We start from the raw sequence: 19,383 nt of genomic DNA, 5'->3' as shown, positions 1-19,383 counted from the left end.
ATTTGAGATCCGGCTTTCCTTATTATTTATAGGAAACATTTTCTTCTGGGTCGCTTTCGAGTACAAATGGAACTCTTGCAGTAGCATATGGCCCGCAAACCGGATCGCTTTCAAAACCGGTTTCACCATACACACGCACATAAGAAGGTTTTGGGTCTGGGCCATTGTACTTTCCGAATATACATACATTCATATTGCTGTTATTTGAAAGAGCCTTTATGCTTGCATCTCCGTAAACGATGATATTCCCATTTGTATTACTGCTCAATTCGTCCAAGGTAAGATTCTTTCCAATGAGCAGCTCGAAGTTTTCCCTAATATTATTCAATTTACTAATACTGGCATTCCCTTGTATTTCTAATCTGGTATTCCCTTTGAAATTTGTGAAATCTAGTAATTCGCTGCCCTTCAATAAATCTCCTTCAACATGCAATCTTAAGTTGGTGATGTTGTTTACTTTAGAGAATAGGATATCACCGGAAATGTAGATTTGCGACGAAGTTACATTATTAAAATGGCCTAAATCCCCATTTCCACCAACTTTGATAATGGAATTCTCAATTTTTACGTCGGGGACAGTTTGCCTGGGGCTATAAAAACACTTTTGATAGTCTATTTTATTAGTTTTATAGCATTCATCGCTGCTGGAACTGAATGTCCCTGGGTCGGTTATGTTATAAACCGGGAGTGGCTTTCCTTGGTTGATCGTATAGTTTATTTTGTAGGAGATTTCGCGGTTTTCGGTATCTGAAGTCCCTACAGTTTTGAAATTCACCAAGATACTGGCCGGATTGCTAATATCTACAGCCAGATCCTTAATCGCATAGGATATTTCATTGCCAGATACATTTATCTTTGGCTGATCCGTTGGAATCTTATTCATATCATTTTTTATTTGTGTCATTACAGTTTTTAGTTCAGATTGATTTGTGATAATTTTGCCTGAAAAAGCATTAACCATGATCGAATCTACTTTTTGTTTATAGTAGGTAATGCCCATTTCTGCCAGGTCAGTCGCTTTATTGATTTTTTCAGTTTTATTAATTTGAAGGCTGGTGTTCATTGCCATTCCGCTGAGTCCCAAGGCAAACAGGACTGTCAGTGTAATAATGACCATGACAATCAGTAAAGTATACCCCCGTTCATTTCGAATCGGTATCGCCTCCTTAATATTTTTTTATTATCGTATCGGTTTCATAAAACTGGCCTTTTGAATTTTTGACAATTACTTTCAGCTTGAGTGGTTCTGTTGACGGAATTTTTATTTTGCTATCTACTAAAACCCCATCTTTTATCACTTCAACCATGAAATTTTTTGAATAAAGCTGGTTGGTAGCAGCATTTTTTGCCCCGATAAAATATTGCCCTGAAAGGTAATCTATTTCGTATTCCGCCCTCGGATTCCCAGCGGTTTTTTCTGTCTTTTCATGATAGTTTTTAATAGTTGCTAGAATTAAATTCGCTTCCCTGCTTAAATCGGCTTTTGCCGAAAGCCTGTTATAGTTATTTGTCGTTCCAATCAGTACGCCATAAACGAGCCCTGATACAATTGTTAGGATAGCAAGCGTCCCCAGTACTTCAATAAGCGTTATACCTTTTTGATTCTTCATCCTGTTCACCTTATATATGTAAATGTTTCAGATTTGCTTGCTCCTGGTGCGGAGTCCTCGAAAATGGAAACTTTGCATTGAATTAATTTGCTGTCTGGCGGTCCGTCAGAGAACTTAAGTTCCACTTTAAAAGGCGTATCTATTTTAAATTTAAATAATTCTTCAAACTTGCTTTTATCATTATAAACCATCCCAGGGGAAATCACTTTTCCGCTATCATTGATAATATTTTTTGACCGAAGCTGGGCCTTTGTTGTATTGATCTCTACTAAAGAAACAACTTTTTGGGCAGATTGTCCGGCACTAAGTTTCTCTTGATTTTTATTAGTGAAAATCGCCGACTGAGTAAAAAAGCCTAGGAAGGAAGTCAGGATGATGGAGAGCAAAACAATGGAGAGAAGGACCTCGATTAATGTGAATCCTTCTTGCTTCTGGAATTTTTCAACCATGTAAGTCCGTCCCCCCTCTTTTTAAATTGCCAACTTTATTATACAATAAATAGCAGATGATGACTGTCAATTTTTAGCCTAAATGCGTGGATTTTCAATGATCTTGAAAAAAGATTAAGAGATTAAGGGGAAATGGAGGGTTTTATGTGGAAATACTAGTTTACGCGCTGGCATCATTCGTCCTTCTGGTTCCTGTTTTATATTTTCTTCCCCTCGGGATTTCACGACAAGGCAAGAATATAATTGCTGTAGCAGCGGGCGTTTTCGCGATAGCGGGCGGTTACGGAAATGGGCTTTTTAACCTAGGTCAAATGGCTCTTATATTAATTTTGCTAATTGGAACGGTTGCATACATATTTGATCGAAAGTTTGGCCGTATCCTTTATACGGAAGAGCCGCGTCATGCGCAGATGGATAACGGCGAAGACGTTTTAATTGGGCAAAAAAGCGTGGAAAAAGCGGTTGTCTTGCCTGCTGTCCCGGTTGCCGTTTTATCCAAAGGAGAGAACCATATTGCGGATTTTGCAAAAAGCGGGGATGTATCAACTTTGAATGGTGATTCTCCTGGTTTGCTGGAAGATAAAATGATAGAAACAGAGGATGAACTAAGCGGTCTATCATTCTTTGATGATCTCGATCCAATACCCGTTTCTGCGGCTGAAATAGGTACGGCTCATGTGGAGGATCTAGCGGAAGAAAAAAATCAAATAAATCAAATAAATCATTCTGTATTGGAAGATTCGGAACTGTCGCTTTTCGATCTTGATTCCAGTGAACTTGAAGTTCTTGAACCTTTCATTATTGCTGCTCCAGTTTTAGAAATGGATGACACCGCCGAAGAAGATTATTTTACCGCATTGATTGAAGCGGCGGTTGCCGTCGAGCAGGAAGAGGAAGATTTCGTGAAGGCGGAGGGAGCAAGAAATGGTTAAAACATTCTGCTGGACTGCTGGAAAGGGTTGTATCGCATGAAAAAATACCAGCAATTTTTAAAAGTCTTTCTTGTCCTTATCCTTAGCACCGCTTATGTATATGGTTTTTCCCAGTATGGCGCCAGGGCTCTTGGGCCGATGTTCGCAGGAGATGAAACCTACTCTTCAGGAACAACTGTGGGGTCGGTGAATCTTGAGGGGAAATCAGCCCAGGAGGCACTTGAACTGCTGAAGGCTGCGGCAGCTGATTGGTATGCAAACTCCACATTGAAACTCCACTATAAAGAAAAAACAATCACCCTTGAAACGGAACAATTCGTCTTTGACCCCGAGGAGACAATATCTTCCCTGGCCGATGGACGCAAAAACGCGATGGGTGTATCACTTGATGAATCGGTCCTGGTTGACTGGATTGGCTCGATATCCCTTCAGCTGATTGGCGAGGAAATAAATTTAAAGGACCTTTCTGCAAAACTCGCAGAGCCTGCCGCCATCCTGAAAACAGGGGATTTTACAGTCGGCCTTGAGAAATTCATGCCGAAAAATGAGGCTGACGAGGGCGTCATTTCCGAAGGAACCGTTGACGTAGAGGAACCATCCTCTGATTTAGACCTGGCAGTTAGAGAGTTCGCTTCAGTCACTATTGAAGGCGGAACGGAATTCTCATTTAACCGGCTTGTCAAAGAAAAGGGTCTTGAAAATGTATCGAATGAAGCTTTGAGCATGATGGCGACAGCAACGTATATCGCTGTGCTTCAAACGAATTTTGAAATATTGGAACGAAATATCAGCAAGGAGCTTCCGGATTATGCGAAGCTTGGTTCTGAAGTATTCATTAGTTCCGCTACCGGCAAAGATTTTGTTTTTGCCAATCCAAACAAAGACAAGTATGAATTATCCTTCACTTACTCAGGCGGGAAGCTGGCTGCAAGCATTTCCGGCACGAAGTTTTTATATGAGTATAAAATGGTTGCTGATGGAAAGGCCTTATTCAAGCCTAAGACGATCAAGCAATTCAGCCCGCTCTTGAAAAATAGGCAAGTGAACATTGTCGAAGAGGGCAAAGAAGGAGCCATTATCAAAATTTATCGGGAGATTTATAGCCAGGGAAATCTGCTTGATACGATTGTCATGTCAGAAGATTATTATCCGCCAGTCCACAGGGTGGAAGTCCATGCCCTGCCTGCATCCCAGCCAAATGAAGGGCAAGTTCAAACGGATGGGCAAAATCCATTCGGATCTCAGGATGGCAATACTGGGGAGGCACCTGAAACCCCCATTGCTCCAACAAATCCGGATCCAGGCGGAAGCAATCCGTTAGGACCGAGTGAAGATCAGACTGTTAGCCAGCCAGGGGAAACACCGGGCGGCGATAACTATGATGATGGCGGCCTATGGGGCAAGCCGAACGAAATTCCTAAATAATAACCAGATAGCAGGGATTTAAATGGTCAGAACAAAGAAAAGGCTTGGAGACCTCCTCATTGAGGCGGGCTTGATTACAGGTGAACAGCTCGAAGCCGCCTTACAGGATAAAGGGCCTAAAAAGCGCCTTGGCGAAGCGCTGGTCGAACGGGGAGTGATTACCGAACAGCAGCTGATCGAGGTGCTGGAAATCCAACTAGGGATTCCCCACATCAGTCTGTTCAGCTATCCGTTTGATAAAAATTTATTAACACTCATCCCTAAAGAAATGGCTAGGAGGCACCAGGTTGTTCCGCTCAAAAAAGAAGGGGACAAGCTTTTCGTCGCCCTTTCCGATCCGATGGATTTTCTCGCCATTGATGATCTGAGGCTTTCGACAGGTTTTCAAATTGAAGTGGCCATCGCGACAAAAGACGATGTATTGCGCGCGATCAATAAATACTACAACAGTGATGAAGGGCTCGAGGAGTTCCTGGGCGACCTTCCAGTCAGGGAGGCAGCCAGGGAAGATGATGTAACGGACCTTGATTCACCGGTAGTAAGGCTAGTCAACATGCTCCTTTCCAATGCGGCGGTCCAGCGGGCGAGTGATATCCACATTGATCCGCAAGAGACGAAAATTGTTGTCAGGTACAGGATCGACGGCGTTCTTCGGGTTGAACGGGTTTTGCCTAAAAGTATGCAAAATGTACTTGCGGCACGGATTAAAATTATGGCTAATTTGGATATTACCGAATACCGGATCCCGCAGGACGGCCGAATCAAGCTCAATTTGGATTTCCATCCGATTGATTTACGGGTATCGACACTGCCAACCGTTTTCGGGGAAAAAATCGTCATGCGCCTCCTCGATATGGGAAGTACATTGAACGATTTAACGAAGCTCGGCTTCAATCAGCTGAACTTCAAACGGTTCACGGAAATGATTGAAAAACCAACCGGAATCGTCTTGATTACTGGTCCGACCGGTTCGGGGAAATCGTCAACGCTTTATGCAGCACTCAACAGACTAAATAGCGAAGCGGTCAATATCATTACGATTGAAGACCCAGTGGAATACCAACTTGAAGGAATCAATCAAATCCAAGTTAATCAGAACGTGGGAATGACATTTGCGACCGGGCTCCGTTCTATCCTCCGTCAGGACCCGAATATCGTCATGGTCGGGGAAATACGCGATAAAGAAACTGTTGATGTCGCAATCATAGCTTCACTCACTGGCCATCTAGTCTTAAGTACCCTTCATACCAACGATTCTCTCGGGACGATTACAAGGCTGATTGACATGGGCGTTGAACCGTTCATGGTCGCATCTGCCCTGAGCGGAATTGTTGCCCAGCGGCTTGTCCGGAAAGTATGCCGTGACTGTGCGGAATTCGAGGAACCTTCCAAGCGTGAAAAGGAGATTTTTGCACGGCGCGGGATTAGAATTGAAAAAGTGCCGCGAGGACGGGGCTGCTCCTCTTGCAATATGACCGGCTATAAAGGCAGGATCGCCCTCCATGAAGTCCTCGTTATCAATGATGACCTTCGAAGGCTGATTATGGACGGGGAAACCTTCCAGGCAATGAGGGAGCTGGCTGTCAAAAACAGGACGATTTTCCTTATTGATGACGGCCTGCTGAAAATCAAACAAGGGCTGACCACAACGGAAGAAGTTTTGCGAGTAGCGATTCTTGAATAGGAGATCGGCTTATGATGAAAGAAAAAATTGACCTGATTTTAAAGGCGGCTTTTGAGCATAACGCATCCGACATCCACCTGACAGTCGGTGTCCCGCCTGTCATGCGGATTAACGGGGATTTGCGAAGATACGGAAAAGAACCGCTCCGCCCCGATGATACCGCCGGCATGGCAAAAGCAATTATACCCGAAGAAAAGTGGCGGATTTTCAAGGAAAAGGGAGAACTTGACCTTTCCTACAGTGTGCCGGGATTGGCCCGTTTTAGGGTTAACACCTATCATCAACGAAACTGCATCGCCATGGCTCTCAGAACGGTCCCTTCAAAAGTTCCAACGATTGCCGAACTTGGCATGCCTGATATACTGTTGAAGCTCGCCGAAAAGCCCCAAGGCCTTGTCCTAGTGACAGGCCCGACAGGCAGCGGAAAATCGACGACGCTTGCCTCAATGATTCACTTTATGAACCAAACGATGCGGAAGCATATTATTACGCTCGAGGATCCGATAGAGTATTTGCACAGGCATGGCAATTCGATTATTGATCAGCGGGAAATCGGAATGGACACCGGGAATTTCGCTAATGGGCTCCGGGCTGCTTTAAGACAGGATCCGGATGTCATCCTTGTCGGGGAAATGCGGGATTTGGAAACGATACAGACCGCCATCACCGCCGCTGAAACGGGGCATCTGGTGTTGGGCACTTTGCATACTTCAAGCGCGCCGGCGACGATAAACAGGATTATTGATGTATTCCCGCCGGCCCAGCAGCCGCAAATCCGTATTCAACTAGCTTCGGTTCTGGTGGGAATTATATCCCAGAGGTTGTTTCCGACAGCTGACAAAAAAGGACGGAAGGCGGCGACTGAAATCATGATAAATAATGCGGCCATCGCCAACCTTATCCGTAGCGAAAAGATTCATCAAATCGCAAGCATCATGCAGACGTCGCGCGCACAGGGCATGCATACGCTTGATTCAAACATTAAGGAATTGATTGAAAAAGGATTCATCCAAAAAGAGGTGGCAGAGCCGTATCTGCAGGAGCTGGTGACATAATGGCCAGATTCAAATATGCAGGACGGGACAGGAAGGGAACAAGGCAGGGGACGATCAACGCAGTATCAAAACGCGAAGCGCTTTTGAAGTTGAAGGAAGACGGGATCCGTGTCGTGGATATTAATGAAGTCCCGGAAACCTTCCTGACAAAAGATATTTCAATCGGTAATCCGGTCAAGCTTGAGCATTTTGTCATCTATATTCGGCAATTCGCCACGCTCTTAAAAGCGGGCGTCACTGTCGTTGACGCGACTTCTATCCTTGCGACCCAGACGGAAAGCAAGCACCTAAAAAAAGCGCTAGTCGCCATAGAGTCGGAGTTGCGCGAAGGGAATCCGCTATCGCTTGCGGTTACAAAGCATAAGAAGATTTTTACGCCGATGTTCATCAATATGGTCAGGGCGGGTGAAGTTGGAGGAAATCTGGATGGGGCGCTTGAACGGCTGGCTGACCATTTTGAAAAGCAGCATCACACAAAGCAAAAAATCATTTCGGCATTGACGTATCCAGCTGTCATTGGCGTCATCGCAATCGGCGTCGTGATCTTTCTCTTGACCTCCATTGTCCCGACCTTTGTGACGATGTTCGATGACCTTGGCGGCGAATTGCCGGCTATCACCCAATTTGTGATGGGGGCAAGTGCATTTGTCCAGGGCTGGTGGTGGCTGCTCGCCCTAATTGGCTTGATGACCGCAATGGGCGTTGTGATGATCCGGAAGAATCAAGAAACAAAGTATTATCTCGACTATGCGCTTTTACGGATGCCGATTTTCGGAAAGCTTTTGCAAAAAGCTGTCCTCGCAAGGATGACAAGGACATTAAGTTCCCTGTTTTCCAGCTCGGTTCCCATCCTGCAGGCGATGTCGATTGTTGAAAACGTCGTTGAAAATGAAGTCATTGCCAGGGTGGTCCGAAAGTCCCGCGATTCACTCGAAAAAGGACAATCGATGACCATTCCGATGCAAAACCATTGGGCATTTCCTCCGCTCGTCACTCAAATGGTTTCAATTGGCGAACAAACCGGATCGCTCGATTCCATGCTTGCAAAAGTCGCCGAGTTTTATGAAAAAGAAGTCGACATTGGTACCGATAAACTCAAATCGCTCATAGAGCCCCTAATGATAGTCGTACTGGCGGCGCTTGTCGGAACCATCGTCACGAGTATCATGGTCCCGATGTTCGAAATGTTTAACCAGTTTGATAAGAAATACTAGAAACAGACGAATTTCTACCAAAATCTAGTAGGATTGACAGCGTTTGATGGTGTATACTGAAAGAGTACTAATATCATAGGTTTTAATACCTAAAGAGGGAGAGGAAAACATGTTCAAATCATTAAAGAAAAAAATGAATGACCAACGTGGACTGACGCTAATTGAACTGCTTGCTGTTATTGTAATTTTGGGGATTATTGCTGCAATTGCTGTGCCGGCGATTTCAAATCTAATTGATAATACCAGAAATAAAGCTACTGTATCAGAAGGATTGCAAATAATAAGTTCTGCGAAATTGTATTTTGCCGAGCACCCAGAGGAAAAGGAAGTAAATAAAGATATTCTTGCTAGTTACTTAGAAAAAGGCGGAGACTTGAAATTCAACAAGGTCACTAGAACACAAACTGGTGGAGGAGAATACACCTTGGATGGACATGATTCTGCAGGACTCATAACTACAAATGCTACCACAGTAACAGAAAAGCAATTGTTAGAATACGGTAAAAAGCCAACTGAAGATGAAGAGAAATAAGCTAATTTTATGATTCTAGCACTATGTTTTTTATACGGCATCACCTTCGGCTCATTCTTTAACGTTGTCGGTCTAAGGGTGCCGGAGGGGCAATCAATTGTCAAACCGCGCTCGGCCTGCCCGTCATGCAGGCATGAATTGCGGTGGTGGGAATTGATTCCGGTTTTTTCATACGTATTACTCAAGGGGAAATGCCGTGGCTGTGGGTCGCGGATTTCCCCTGTTTATCCAATAACGGAGCTGTTGACCGGAATCCTGTTTGCACTCGCGCCGGTGCTGCTTGGCTGGACGTGGGAACTCGTCATTGCCTGGACGCTGATTTCCCTCTTTATGATAATATTCGTCAGCGACATTCATTATATGGTCATCCCTGATAAAATTTTGTTGTTCTTTGCAGGGATTTTTTTGTTGGAACGGATTATTTGGCCGCTTACGCCGTGGTGGGACTCACTCCTTGGGGCGGCAGCCGGCTTCCTGCTTCTTCTTTTGATAGCTTATGTTAGCAAGGGAGGCATGGGCGGCGGTGATGTGAAGCTGTTTGCGGTCATTGGTTTTGTCCTTGGATGGAAACTGATGCTTTTATCTTTTATGCTATCGACTTTTTTCGGAGCTTTCTTTGGAATCCTCGCCATGGCACTGAAACTTGTCAAAAGGCGGCAGCCGATCCCATTCGGACCGTTCATCGCCCTCGGCACGCTCACTGCTTACTTCTTCGGTACACAATTAATTGAAAAATATCTTGAATTTATAACTTCTTGTTAATGATAACTCTGCAATGCCAAGGCTGAATTGCAGGGGAATCCATGAGGCGCCCGTAATTGGCATTAGATGCTAACGTGGCGGCCAATTTTGATGAAGCAGCAGAACCGTCCCCTGCTTCAGTTTAAGGGGTGATTTTTATGGCCTTTTCGTTTTCTTTTGGAAGTAAGCGTCCTGTTAATTTAGTTTTTTGTGATCATGCTGTGCGGTTTCTTGAGTTGAAGTCGGCGGATCCTCCTGTTGCTTTGCGATGGGGGGAACGTGATTTGCCCGCGGGGATTATTGAGGATGGGAAGATTTTTGATTTTGAGACGCTTTCGACGATTCTTGAAGAATGTGTGGAGGAGTGGAAAATCGGGCGGCGCCAAGTGAATTTTATTGTGCCGGATCCGCTTGTAATAATCCGGAAAATCTCGATTCCTGCCGATGTGCTTGAGGATGAAGTAAAAAGCCACTTGTATATGGAGCTAGGCGCAAGCATTCATCTACCTTTTGAGGACCCTGTTTTTGACGTGCATCCTCTGGGGCAAAAGAACGGCAAGAAGGAACTTCTCTTGTTTTCGTCTCCGGAAAGGTACGTCATGGAATATTCAGAGCTTCTGTCAGGCCTCAAGCTTGTCCCGATGGCTGCGGATATTTCCCCCCTTGCCCTTTACAGGCTCTACCACTCTATGGACGGAGTGCAGCCAGAGGAGAGCCTGTTCGCTGTCCAAATCAATTTGACCAGTGTAAGTATGTGTATTTTCGAAGGACACATTCCGTACTTTATGAGGCAGTTCCCGCTCGATTTCGAAGAAGAGAAATGGGAGATCAGAAGGGATGGTTCAGGCGTCTGCGAATACAGTTATAGAGGGGATCCACTGCAGCTTGACGACCAGTTCTCGATGGTGTATTCGGAAATGGGCAAATTGATGGATTTCTATCGCTATTCCTCAGGACGCGAAAATGCGGAAGTTACAAAAATCCTCCTGGACGGTGACCATCCATTGCGCCTGACGATTCTTGAGGAAATGAAAAAGCAATTTGATCTGCCGATTACCATTCTACCGGCGGATGCGGTTCAAAACGGCAGGAACAAGGTGCTGCCTGAAAGCTATGCACTTGCCCTCGGGCTAGGCTTGAAAGAGGTGAAATAATGCTGATTGAAATTAACCTGCTCCCGAAAAAGGAGCGAAAAAGCTCAAGCATTATTTTTGCATCAATGCTGTTGGCCGTTTTGCTGTTATGTGGCGGAGGTTTTTTCTTCTGGCAAATATCCTCGCTTAATACCGATATTGCTTCAGTAGATAACCGGATTGAAACAACGAAAAAAATCGCCGAGCTAGAAGAAAAAAAGGCGGGCGATTTGACCGCGGCCGACTCAGCGGAGAAGCTTGAGAATACTATTGCCTGGGCGGAGGAATACACCATCCCATCCGTTCCTGTCATGCAGGAATTCTCTTCCCTTTTGCCGGAACGCGGCTTTATTCTGTCCTTCGCTTATCAGGAATTAGGTGAACTTGCCCTCACGGTACAATTTGATTCAAGCAGGGAAGCGGCTTATTTCCTGAACAGCCTCAATAAATCAGCGTGGGTAAAAGAGGCGAGCCTTACGAGTCTGTCCGCAGCCCAGGCTGACCAGCAGGCTGGCGCGGCAGACATTGAAAAAGCTGAGAAAGAAAAAGAATACTTGCCTCGCTATACGGGCCAGTTTCAAATCACCCTGAATAAGCAGACTGTCAAAGACTTCGTGCAAAGTCAGGACGGGGAAGGAGCTGGCGGGATATGAAGCTGAACATGTCCAAAAAAGAGCAACTCACCGTAATCGTCCTTGCCGGTATCCTAGTGCTGATTTTCGCCGGGATTTATTTCTTTGTTGTCCAGCCGCTAAAAACCGATCTTGAAACGAAGAAGGCAAGCCTGAAAACAGAAGAACAGCTTCTGTCGATCCTTCAGGAGAAGGAAAAGAAAACAGAAGAATTTACTTCGGTGAGTACAACCCAAATGCAGTTCAAAATACCAGTGAAACCGCTGGTGGAACAACTCATTCTTGACTTCGAGAAGGCTGAAACTGTTTCCGGCTCAAAGGTTCTATCAATGAATTTTGCAAAAGATGGCGAGATTTCCGTTCCAGAGCAAACAGAAGATGAACAGGAAGCAGCATCAGAGGGCGAGTCCACAGAAGCTGCCGGTGAAACCGTCAATAATGATTCTGAAAATCCTTCTGGGGATCCTGGGGAAGCTGGCGAAAAGAGCGAGGCTGCCCCTAAGCCTGTATCGGTATTGGAAGTTCCCGAAGGAGTCAGGAAGGTGACTGTCCAGTTGTCGGTGGAATCTCCAGGCTATGAAGAACTTGAGAAGTTCGTTGCCGCACTGGAGGGCCTGAAGCGGATTGCGATTGTCGAGTCAATCGACTATACTGGCGGGGCAGAAATTATTGCGCTTCAACAAAAAAACGAGCCATTGAAATTTACGGTAACCCTTTCGGCCTTTTATATGCCGGAATTAAAGGACCTCATCCAGCAGCTGCCTGACGTGGGCGCACCGGAGCCGGCGAAAAAGCGGAATCCGCTTAGCTCTTTCAGAGTCAGCGGGGAAAAAGAGAAGAGTGAAACAACGGAAAATTAAATCATTAATTGGCGAAAGCATCTTATAACAAGGCGACAAAATCCTTGTTATTTTTTTTTGCCGCTGTGTTAGGATGGAAAAAACCGGCCGGCGGCAGAAAGGAAGAGCTCTTTGTGGACAAGCGAAAAAACAATACCATTACGATTAAAATGAATGGTGAGGCCCATACATATCAGCCAGTACAGGACAAGCCCGGGGGCGAAAAAGAAATCGTCAAAGAAGATTCGGGTTCTATGGAAGAGCAGGCCGCCGGACTTGAAGCGGAGGAAGAACACTTTGAGTGGATCCTACCTGAACAGGAGCCTGCAGAGCCGGAAGAGTTCATTATAAATGAAGCGGTGAATACGGCAGCGATCTACCCAAAACAAACCCAATCACTTTCAAAAAAGAAGAAAGGGCCTATAAAGCCGATTTTTTTTACGGTTGCCTTTGCCGTGCTGATTGGATTGACGTTTGGAGCGGTGATGCTTAAGCTTGTTCTCACTGACAAGCCCGTTGTGACGTCGGCTGATCCACAGCTTGGGGAAAAGGCGGCTGGAGAATCCTCTGGAAAAGAGAAACCGGGAAAAACCGCAGTAGCAGCTGCGGCTAAACTTCCGCCTGTTACCGCCTTTGTTGTCCAGGAAGGTGTCTATTCGACGAAGGAAGCCGCTGCACAAGTAAAAACGGGTCTCGAAGCTAAGGATGTACCGGCAGCCATTCTCGAAATGGACGGAAAATACATGCTTTTGATCGGGCTGGCAGGCACTCTGGAGGAGGCTAAAGAAATTGGGGCTTCCATGAAAGCGAAAGGCATCGACTTTTATGCGAAAGAAATAGGGCTGGCGGAGCGGAAAGCGGGAAAAGCCACGGCCTCCGAAAAAGATTTTCTTGCAAAGGCCCCTGAAATATACGATGTGTTAAGCGCTGCCGCGGCAGCAGCCTATTCGGGTAAAAATGCCCCATCCATCGAAAAAGAGGCAGGATTTCTTAAAGAGATGGATGGCGCGAAGTTTGCGAACGACAAGATCGCAGCTCTTTATAACGAATTGGAAAAGGCGGCTGGCAGCCTGGCCGCTTTTGAAAAGAATGGTGCATCAAAGGACTCGCTCAGCGCCCAGCAGCATTTATTGAACTTCCTCGAACAATCTCAATCGTTTTAACAGCGGGACAGGCAAGGAGAGGAACCGCAGTGTTAGTAAAGATATCACGGAAAAGCACCCGGGCATTAGGTCCGGGTTTTTTTCATTTGGCTGGAAAACCAGAGAACCTGCATAAGAAGCAAAAAGTTTTGCCACTTTAACCATTATAAATTGTTTGCGGTGGCGAAGTTTGATACGATGAATCTGTATCTCCCCAAACCGAACAAAAAGAAAGGTGATTGCATGCCGAACCTCATTTTAGCCTCTTCTTCTCCACGGCGAAAAGAACTTCTGGAAAATCTCCATCTGAATTTCCACATTTACAGCTCTGATATCGACGAAAGCTTTGAACCTGGTACCTCCCCGGAGGAAGTTGTCATGGGCCTTGCTGAAAGAAAAGCAAGAGCTGTTTTTTCAAAACATCCCAATGATTTTATCATTGGCTCCGATACCGTTGTCGTTTTCGACGGTGCCATCCTTGGCAAGCCTACGGGCCACGAGGAAGCTGTCGGAATGCTGCGGCTTTTGTCTGGACAGGCCCATGAAGTCTATACCGGGGTTTCAATTATCAGCCCGGGGAATGAAGTCCGTTTTTTTGAAAAAACCAAAGTGCATTTCTGGGAGTTGACGGACAGGGAAATCGAGTACTACGTGAACAGCGGCGAGCCTTTTGACAAGGCGGGCGGCTATGGCATCCAGGGACTCGGCAGCATGCTTGTCAAAAAAATTGACGGCGATTATTTCGCTGTAATGGGCCTTCCGGTTTCCATGACTGTCAGGGAACTGAGGAAGGCAGGCTGGCCGCTGCCTTTTTAATGGGCCAGCCTGGAAAACACCCGGCATGAAGGTTGAAACTTCAAATGGCTTTGGGTCGTCCTTATTATGATAAGTTTCTTATAGGGCGGCGGCTGGCCGTTTCCCTATCCGGGCTCCCTTTATAAAAGGGAGGATTTTTATTTGACTGCCAATACATTGATGATCCGTGATTACCCCCAGGAAGAAAGGCCGCGCGAACGCTTCATTGCGGGCGGTCCGGCAAGCCTGTCAAACCACGAACTAATTGCCCTTTTGCTCCGGACAGGGACGAAGGATGAATCTGTCCTGCAGCTGTCCAACCGGCTCCTTTCCCATTTTGAAGGCTTGAGGCTTCTTAAGGCGGCCTCGCTCGAAGAAATCACCACAATCAAGGGGATCGGGAAAGCAAAGGCGATCCAGCTGATGGCGGCCCTGGAGTTGGGCGGCAGGGTGGCTAATCTGACAAACAATGATAGATATGTGATCCGTTCCCCGGAGGATGGGGCAAACTACGTGATGAATGAAATGCGTTTCCTGAGCCAGGAGCATTTCGTGTGTCTTTATCTGAACACGAAGAACCAGGTTCTGCATAAACAGACCATTTTCATTGGAAGCCTGAATGCCTCAATCGTCCATCCGCGCGAGGTTTTCAAAGAAGCGTTCCGGCGCTCGGCAGCCTCCATTATTTGCCTCCATAACCACCCTTCCGGCGATCCGACCCCGAGCAGGGAGGATATCGAGGTGACAAAGCGCCTCGCGGAATGCGGGAAAATTATTGGGATCGATGTCCTGGACCACTTGATCATCGGAGAAAATAAATTCATCAGTCTGAAAGAAAAAGGGTATTTGTGACACTATGTTTTTATTTGACGTTGCGTTATAATATTGTTTATGATTTTTGGCGGGCAAGCCCGAACAAAAAGCGAAACAATAACACATTAATCTACAATTTTTGATAAAAATGAATTCGGCTAAAATGACTGCATTTTTGCGAGGGAAAGGGAGATACACACATGTTTGGATTTGGGAGCAAAGATCTTGGCATCGATTTGGGGACTGCCAATACACTTATATACGTTAAAGGAAAAGGAATTGTTTTAAGGGAGCCGTCTGTCGTTGCGTTCCAGAACGATACGAAGCAGATTGTCGCTGTCGGGAATGATGCGAAAAATATGATCGGCCGCACACCAGGCAATATTGTTGCCTTGAGGCCAATGAAGGACGGTGTCATCGCCGATTACGAAACAACGGCGACGATGATGAAATACTATATCAAGCAGGCGTCCAAGAATACCGGCTTTTTCAAAAACAGCAAGCCGTATATCATGGTCTGTGTTCCTTCCGGGATTACCGCTGTTGAGCAGCGCGCGGTAATCGATGCGACAAAACAGGCCGGCGCAAGGGATGCGTTCCCGATTGAAGAGCCGTTTGCCGCGGCAATCGGTGCGAATCTTCCTGTCTGGGAGCCGACCGGAAGCATGGTCGTCGATATCGGCGGCGGTACAACCGAAGTGGCGATCATTTCCCTGGGCGGAATTGTGACAAGCCAGTCAATCAGGATTGCAGGCGATGAAATGGATGAAGCTATCATCCAATACATCCGTAAAACATATAACCTGATGATCGGAGACCGGACAGCTGAAGCTATCAAGATGGAAGTTGGTTCAGCTGGCGGGACAGAAGACATTGAAAATATGGAAATCCGCGGCCGCGACCTTCTGACCGGCCTGCCAAAAACGATTGAAATTACCGCGGCGGAAATTGCCGGCGCGCTTCATGATACAGTTTACGCGATTGTCGATGCAGTCAAGAATACACTTGAGAAGACTCCGCCAGAGCTTGCTGCGGATATCATGGACCGAGGAATCGTCCTGACAGGCGGCGGCGCGCTCCTGCGCAATATTGATAAAGTAATTGGCAAGGAAACGAATATGCCGGTGTTGATCGCTGAGGATCCGCTGGACTGTGTGGCAATCGGTACAGGGAAGGCGCTCGACCATATCAACTTGTTTAAAAACAGGCCGAGGGAATCCCGTTAAATGTTTGAAAACAGAGGTGTAAAATCATGCCGCAATTCTTTTTGAATAAACGCCTCATTATTTTGCTCGTAAGTATCATCATTCTGGTGGCTTTGATTGGATTTTCATTAAGGGAGCGGGAGAAGCTTACATGGCCGGAGCAGTTCGTCAAGGACAGCACCGGCTGGCTTCAATCGCTTGTATCCACGCCAGTCCAATATGTGGCCGGTTTTATTGAAAATGTAGGTGACCTTCAAGATACATACAGTGAAAATAAGGAGCTTAAATCCCGAGTCGAATACATCGCTGAGCTTGAATCGGATGTAGCCAGGCTGAAGAGGGAAAATAAAGAACTTCGCGAAATTCTCCAGAAAAGTGAGTCGCTCAGCGAATCTGAATTAATCCACTCATCGGTCATCGGCCGTAATCCGGACCGATGGAATGAACAGATTATTATCAATAAAGGAACGTCAGACAAGATTAAAAAAAATATGGCCGTCATCACTTCCAAAGGGCTGATCGGCAAAATTAAAACCGCAAACGATTTTTCTTCAACGGTCCAGCTATTGAGCGCGATGGATCCTAAAAACCGGATTTCCGTCGTTACCCAGGGGGACAGCGAAGTCTTTGGATTCGTTGAAGGCTTCGACGAAGAGAAAAAGCTTTTGAAAGTGAAGAAGATCCCTTATGAGGCGAAAGTGAAAAAGGGGCAGACCGTCATTACTTCCGGCCTTGGCGGTGTCTTTCCAGAGGGGCTGCTTGTCGGCAAGGTTGTCGAAGTGCAGCCAGACCAATATGGGCTGAACCAAATCGCGCTTGTAAAACCTGAAGCGGATTTCTATGGGATTCGTGAGGTTATGGTTGTTAAAAGACTAATAATGAAACCTGATAAAAAAGAAATGGTGGACGAAAAGGAGGAAGAATTGTGAACCGGTTCTTTCTTCCTCTTTTATTGTTCCTTTTTTTTACGATTGAGAGTGTCTTTGTCCAGCTGCTTCCCTCGGAATATTTTTATGGGAAATGGATTCTCGTACCAAGGTTCCTGATCATGGCTCTGATGCTGCTGGCCATCTACAATGCGCCAAAAATTGCGATTATATACGGATTTGTATTCGGTCTGTTATTCGACATCGTGTATACTGAAATTATTGGAGTCTATTTATTTCTCTTTCCCCTGACAATCTACCTTGTTATGAAAGCAATGAAGGTTCTCATGGCAAATGCGCTGGTTGTTATGATTATTATTATGACCGGTATATCCTTGTTGGAGGCGGTCATTTACAAATTGAACCATTTCATTCATCTGACGGACCTTACTTTTTCAGAATTTGCCCAGATGCGGCTGCTTCCGTCCCTTTGCCTGAACCTGATCTTTCTTGTTTTGGCATATTACCCTCTGAAGCGGTATTTTGAAAAATTGGGCGGGCAGGATTCGTTATTATAAAGGAATTTTGGCAGCGGATGTCGAAATGGTTGTAGGTGAAGATTGCCCATCCCGGTAAAGCCGGGAATTCAATGGTCTATCTGTGTGTTTCTGACGATCGAGGTGAAGTACGGCCATGAACAAATTGCAAAATGTTATTATAAAAGGAACTAAGGACGGTCTGACACTGTTTCTGGACGACCTTTGTTCATATGAAGAATTGAAAAAGGACCTGTCGGGAAAGCTTTCCTCGCAGCAGCCAAGGGATGGCGAAGCGCAGCTCCTTAACGTGAAGGTGCATACCGGAAATCGGTATTTAACATTCGAGCAGCAGGAAGAGCTAAAGGAGCTTATCCTCCGTCATAAAAATCTCGCCGTTGCCTCGCTTGAATCGAATGTGCTTACAAAGCAGCAAGCAGAAGAGTTAAAGGATAAGGAATCGGTAGCAACCGTGGCGAGAATGGTCCGTTCCGGGCAGGTGCTTAAGGTGCCTGGCGACCTGCTCCTGATTGGTGATGTCAATCCCGGCGGTATGGTGATGGCTGGCGGGAATATTTTCGTGATGGGCGTCCTGAAGGGAATCGCTCATGCCGGCTGCTTCGGCGACCAGGACGCCATTATTGCCGCTTCCGGGATGCTGCCGACCCAGCTTAGGATCAGCCATTTCCTGAGGACGTCGCCCGAAAATCCGGGCAGCGGAGCAAATCCGGGTGAAATGGAATGCGCGTACATAAATGAAGAGAATGAGATGATTATAGACAGGCTCCAGACCCTTGCTAGCATAAGGCCTGGATTAACTAGATTTGAAGGAGGGCGTTAATGTGGGAGAAGCAATCGTTATCACATCCGGAAAAGGAGGCGTCGGGAAAACGACGACTTCCGCGAATTTAGGTACAGCCCTTGCCCTGCAAGGGAAAAAGGTGTGCCTTGTAGATACGGATATCGGCCTCCGGAATCTTGATGTCGTCATGGGGCTTGAAAATAGGATTATCTATGACCTAGTGGATGTGGCGTTGGGCCGCTGTAAAATGCATCAGGCGCTCGTGAAAGATAAAAGGTTCGACGGGCTGCTCTTTTTGCTTCCGGCTGCGCAAACAGAGGATAAAACGGCTGTCACACCAGAACAGATGAAAGACCTGGTGGAAAAATTAAAGCAAGAATTTGACTATATTATTATTGACTGCCCCGCAGGAATTGAGCATGGCTACAGGAATGCGGTAGCTGGTGCCGATAGAGCGATTGTCGTCACCACGCCGGAAAAATCGGCTGTCCGGGACGCGGACCGAATTATCGGCCTTTTGGAAAAGGAAGAAAATGTTGAAGCGCCGAAGCTGATTATCAACCGGATTCGCCCGCATATGATGAGAAATGGCGAAACGATGGATGTCGATGAAATCACCCACCATTTGTCAATCGACTTGCTCGGGATCGTCGCGGATGATGATGAAGTCATCAAGGCTTCCCATTACGGTGAACCGATCGCTTTGAACCCAAACAGTAAAGCGTCTCTTGCTTACCGCAATATTGCAAGGCGGATCCTCGGTGAATCGATCCCACTCCAGCAGCTGGAAGAAGATAATCCGGGAGTTTTTGCGAAAATCAAGAAATTCTTCGGAGTCCGTTCATAGGTTTATTGCTATATAGGTTAAGAGAATGCCCCGCAGGCGAGAAGAAACCTGCGGGGCATTTTTATGCTGTTTTCTGGAAGGTTTTCCGTCCGAAGGGGAAAAGGGGGAGACCCTTTCCGGGATATCAGCGA

General features: G+C 46.2%; 21 protein-coding genes. 18 read left to right on the top strand and 3 right to left on the bottom strand.

What is annotated here, in order from left to right; translation table 11 throughout:
- Nucleotides 1-22: 22 nt before the first annotated feature.
- From BN1002_RS13955 to BN1002_RS13945, 3 genes are all read right to left on the bottom strand, one after another.
- Nucleotides 23-1,069, bottom strand: a complete 1,047-nt coding sequence (locus tag BN1002_RS13955) for a hypothetical protein (protein ID WP_148362780.1) — start codon at nucleotides 1,067-1,069, stop codon at nucleotides 23-25.
- A 97-nt stretch (nucleotides 1,070-1,166) separates the two neighbouring features.
- Nucleotides 1,167-1,610 (bottom strand): PulJ/GspJ family protein, encoded by a 444-nt coding sequence (locus BN1002_RS13950; RefSeq protein ID WP_048825791.1) that lies wholly within the window; start codon nucleotides 1,608-1,610, stop codon nucleotides 1,167-1,169.
- 5 nt (nucleotides 1,611-1,615) lie between these two features.
- Nucleotides 1,616-2,059, bottom strand: a complete 444-nt coding sequence (locus tag BN1002_RS13945; RefSeq protein ID WP_048825789.1) for a PulJ/GspJ family protein — start codon at nucleotides 2,057-2,059, stop codon at nucleotides 1,616-1,618.
- A gap of 146 nt (nucleotides 2,060-2,205) precedes the next feature.
- On the opposite strand from BN1002_RS13945, the gene BN1002_RS13940 reads away from it, so the two are divergent.
- The 18 genes from BN1002_RS13940 (at nucleotide 2,206) to minD (ending at nucleotide 19,252) form a co-directional block, all read left to right on the top strand.
- Nucleotides 2,206-2,991, top strand: a complete 786-nt coding sequence (locus BN1002_RS13940) for a hypothetical protein (protein WP_048825787.1) — start codon at nucleotides 2,206-2,208, stop codon at nucleotides 2,989-2,991.
- Between the two features lie 36 nt (nucleotides 2,992-3,027).
- Nucleotides 3,028-4,416: a VanW family protein gene (locus BN1002_RS13935; protein ID WP_048825785.1), complete on the top strand. Its 1,389-nt coding sequence runs from the start codon at nucleotides 3,028-3,030 to the stop codon at nucleotides 4,414-4,416.
- A 22-nt stretch (nucleotides 4,417-4,438) separates the two neighbouring features.
- Nucleotides 4,439-6,100, top strand: coding sequence for a GspE/PulE family protein (locus BN1002_RS13930; protein WP_048825783.1), 1,662 nt, complete (start codon nucleotides 4,439-4,441; stop codon nucleotides 6,098-6,100).
- 14 nt (nucleotides 6,101-6,114) lie between these two features.
- Nucleotides 6,115-7,155 carry a type IV pilus twitching motility protein PilT gene (locus BN1002_RS13925; RefSeq protein ID WP_048827957.1) on the top strand — a complete coding sequence of 347 codons (1,041 nt, stop codon included), beginning with the start codon at nucleotides 6,115-6,117 and terminating at the stop codon, nucleotides 7,153-7,155.
- Nucleotides 7,155-8,369 carry a type II secretion system F family protein gene (locus BN1002_RS13920; RefSeq protein WP_048825781.1) on the top strand — a complete coding sequence of 405 codons (1,215 nt, stop codon included), beginning with the start codon at nucleotides 7,155-7,157 and terminating at the stop codon, nucleotides 8,367-8,369. Before BN1002_RS13925 ends, BN1002_RS13920 begins: the two co-directional genes overlap by 1 nt.
- A gap of 109 nt (nucleotides 8,370-8,478) precedes the next feature.
- Nucleotides 8,479-8,901, top strand: a complete 423-nt coding sequence (locus BN1002_RS24375) for a type II secretion system protein (protein WP_052445646.1) — start codon at nucleotides 8,479-8,481, stop codon at nucleotides 8,899-8,901.
- Between the two features lie 9 nt (nucleotides 8,902-8,910).
- Nucleotides 8,911-9,663: a prepilin peptidase gene (locus BN1002_RS13910; RefSeq protein ID WP_048825780.1), complete on the top strand. Its 753-nt coding sequence runs from the start codon at nucleotides 8,911-8,913 to the stop codon at nucleotides 9,661-9,663.
- Nucleotides 9,664-9,800: 137 nt separating this feature from the next.
- The gene (gene pilM / locus BN1002_RS13905) at nucleotides 9,801-10,796 is read left to right on the top strand and encodes a type IV pilus biogenesis protein PilM (RefSeq protein ID WP_048825777.1); all 996 of its coding nucleotides are present in this window, start codon (nucleotides 9,801-9,803) and stop codon (nucleotides 10,794-10,796) included.
- On the top strand, nucleotides 10,796-11,428 hold the full coding sequence (locus BN1002_RS13900; protein WP_048825775.1) for a PilN domain-containing protein: 633 nt from the start codon (nucleotides 10,796-10,798) through the stop codon (nucleotides 11,426-11,428). The genes pilM and BN1002_RS13900 overlap by 1 nt, the downstream gene beginning before the upstream one ends.
- The gene (locus BN1002_RS13895) at nucleotides 11,425-12,267 is read left to right on the top strand and encodes a hypothetical protein (protein ID WP_048825774.1); all 843 of its coding nucleotides are present in this window, start codon (nucleotides 11,425-11,427) and stop codon (nucleotides 12,265-12,267) included. Before BN1002_RS13900 ends, BN1002_RS13895 begins: the two co-directional genes overlap by 4 nt.
- A 113-nt stretch (nucleotides 12,268-12,380) precedes the next feature.
- Nucleotides 12,381-13,409 (top strand): hypothetical protein, encoded by a 1,029-nt coding sequence (locus BN1002_RS13890; RefSeq protein ID WP_148362779.1) that lies wholly within the window; start codon nucleotides 12,381-12,383, stop codon nucleotides 13,407-13,409.
- Between the two features lie 222 nt (nucleotides 13,410-13,631).
- Nucleotides 13,632-14,204 carry a Maf family protein gene (locus BN1002_RS13885; RefSeq protein ID WP_048825770.1) on the top strand — a complete coding sequence of 191 codons (573 nt, stop codon included), beginning with the start codon at nucleotides 13,632-13,634 and terminating at the stop codon, nucleotides 14,202-14,204.
- Between the two features lie 159 nt (nucleotides 14,205-14,363).
- Nucleotides 14,364-15,035 (top strand): RadC family protein, encoded by a 672-nt coding sequence (radC, locus tag BN1002_RS13880; RefSeq protein WP_048827955.1) that lies wholly within the window; start codon nucleotides 14,364-14,366, stop codon nucleotides 15,033-15,035.
- A 161-nt stretch (nucleotides 15,036-15,196) separates the two neighbouring features.
- Nucleotides 15,197-16,222, top strand: a complete 1,026-nt coding sequence (locus BN1002_RS13875; protein WP_048825769.1) for a rod shape-determining protein — start codon at nucleotides 15,197-15,199, stop codon at nucleotides 16,220-16,222.
- Nucleotides 16,223-16,248: 26 nt separating this feature from the next.
- The gene (mreC, locus tag BN1002_RS13870; RefSeq protein WP_048825768.1) at nucleotides 16,249-17,130 is read left to right on the top strand and encodes a rod shape-determining protein MreC; all 882 of its coding nucleotides are present in this window, start codon (nucleotides 16,249-16,251) and stop codon (nucleotides 17,128-17,130) included.
- Nucleotides 17,127-17,645, top strand: coding sequence for a rod shape-determining protein MreD (gene mreD, locus BN1002_RS13865; RefSeq protein ID WP_048825767.1), 519 nt, complete (start codon nucleotides 17,127-17,129; stop codon nucleotides 17,643-17,645). Before mreC ends, mreD begins: the two co-directional genes overlap by 4 nt.
- 115 nt (nucleotides 17,646-17,760) lie before the next feature.
- The gene (gene minC, locus BN1002_RS13860; protein ID WP_048825765.1) at nucleotides 17,761-18,444 is read left to right on the top strand and encodes a septum site-determining protein MinC; all 684 of its coding nucleotides are present in this window, start codon (nucleotides 17,761-17,763) and stop codon (nucleotides 18,442-18,444) included.
- Between the two features lies 1 nt (nucleotide 18,445).
- Nucleotides 18,446-19,252, top strand: coding sequence for a septum site-determining protein MinD (minD, locus tag BN1002_RS13855; RefSeq protein WP_048825763.1), 807 nt, complete (start codon nucleotides 18,446-18,448; stop codon nucleotides 19,250-19,252).
- The last annotated feature ends 131 nt before the right edge of the window (nucleotides 19,253-19,383 follow it).

It is taken from the genome of Bacillus sp. B-jedd, from assembly GCF_000821085.1.
Taxonomy (GTDB): Bacteria; Bacillota; Bacilli; order Bacillales; family Cytobacillaceae; genus Bacillus_D.
This window is presented reverse-complemented; position numbering and strand designations above follow the sequence as displayed.

Excerpts from the sequence above, each read along its gene's own strand:
- BN1002_RS13955 (WP_148362780.1), bottom strand. The coding sequence starts at position 1,069 with ATGGCAATGAACACCAGCCTTCAAATTAATAAAACTGAAAAAATCAAT.
- BN1002_RS13950 (WP_048825791.1), bottom strand. The coding sequence starts at position 1,610 with ATGAAGAATCAAAAAGGTATAACGCTTATTGAAGTACTGGGGACGCTT.
- BN1002_RS13945 (WP_048825789.1), bottom strand. The coding sequence starts at position 2,059 with ATGGTTGAAAAATTCCAGAAGCAAGAAGGATTCACATTAATCGAGGTC.
- BN1002_RS13935 (WP_048825785.1), top strand. The coding sequence starts at position 3,028 with ATGAAAAAATACCAGCAATTTTTAAAAGTCTTTCTTGTCCTTATCCTT.
- BN1002_RS13930 (WP_048825783.1), top strand. The coding sequence starts at position 4,439 with ATGGTCAGAACAAAGAAAAGGCTTGGAGACCTCCTCATTGAGGCGGGC.
- BN1002_RS13925 (WP_048827957.1), top strand. The coding sequence starts at position 6,115 with ATGAAAGAAAAAATTGACCTGATTTTAAAGGCGGCTTTTGAGCATAAC.
- BN1002_RS13920 (WP_048825781.1), top strand. The coding sequence starts at position 7,155 with ATGGCCAGATTCAAATATGCAGGACGGGACAGGAAGGGAACAAGGCAG.
- BN1002_RS24375 (WP_052445646.1), top strand. The coding sequence starts at position 8,479 with ATGTTCAAATCATTAAAGAAAAAAATGAATGACCAACGTGGACTGACG.
- BN1002_RS13910 (WP_048825780.1), top strand. The coding sequence starts at position 8,911 with ATGATTCTAGCACTATGTTTTTTATACGGCATCACCTTCGGCTCATTC.
- pilM (WP_048825777.1), top strand. The coding sequence starts at position 9,801 with ATGGCCTTTTCGTTTTCTTTTGGAAGTAAGCGTCCTGTTAATTTAGTT.
- BN1002_RS13900 (WP_048825775.1), top strand. The coding sequence starts at position 10,796 with ATGCTGATTGAAATTAACCTGCTCCCGAAAAAGGAGCGAAAAAGCTCA.
- BN1002_RS13895 (WP_048825774.1), top strand. The coding sequence starts at position 11,425 with ATGAAGCTGAACATGTCCAAAAAAGAGCAACTCACCGTAATCGTCCTT.
- BN1002_RS13885 (WP_048825770.1), top strand. The coding sequence starts at position 13,632 with ATGCCGAACCTCATTTTAGCCTCTTCTTCTCCACGGCGAAAAGAACTT.
- radC (WP_048827955.1), top strand. The coding sequence starts at position 14,364 with ATGATCCGTGATTACCCCCAGGAAGAAAGGCCGCGCGAACGCTTCATT.
- BN1002_RS13875 (WP_048825769.1), top strand. The coding sequence starts at position 15,197 with ATGTTTGGATTTGGGAGCAAAGATCTTGGCATCGATTTGGGGACTGCC.
- mreC (WP_048825768.1), top strand. The coding sequence starts at position 16,249 with ATGCCGCAATTCTTTTTGAATAAACGCCTCATTATTTTGCTCGTAAGT.
- minC (WP_048825765.1), top strand. The coding sequence starts at position 17,761 with ATGAACAAATTGCAAAATGTTATTATAAAAGGAACTAAGGACGGTCTG.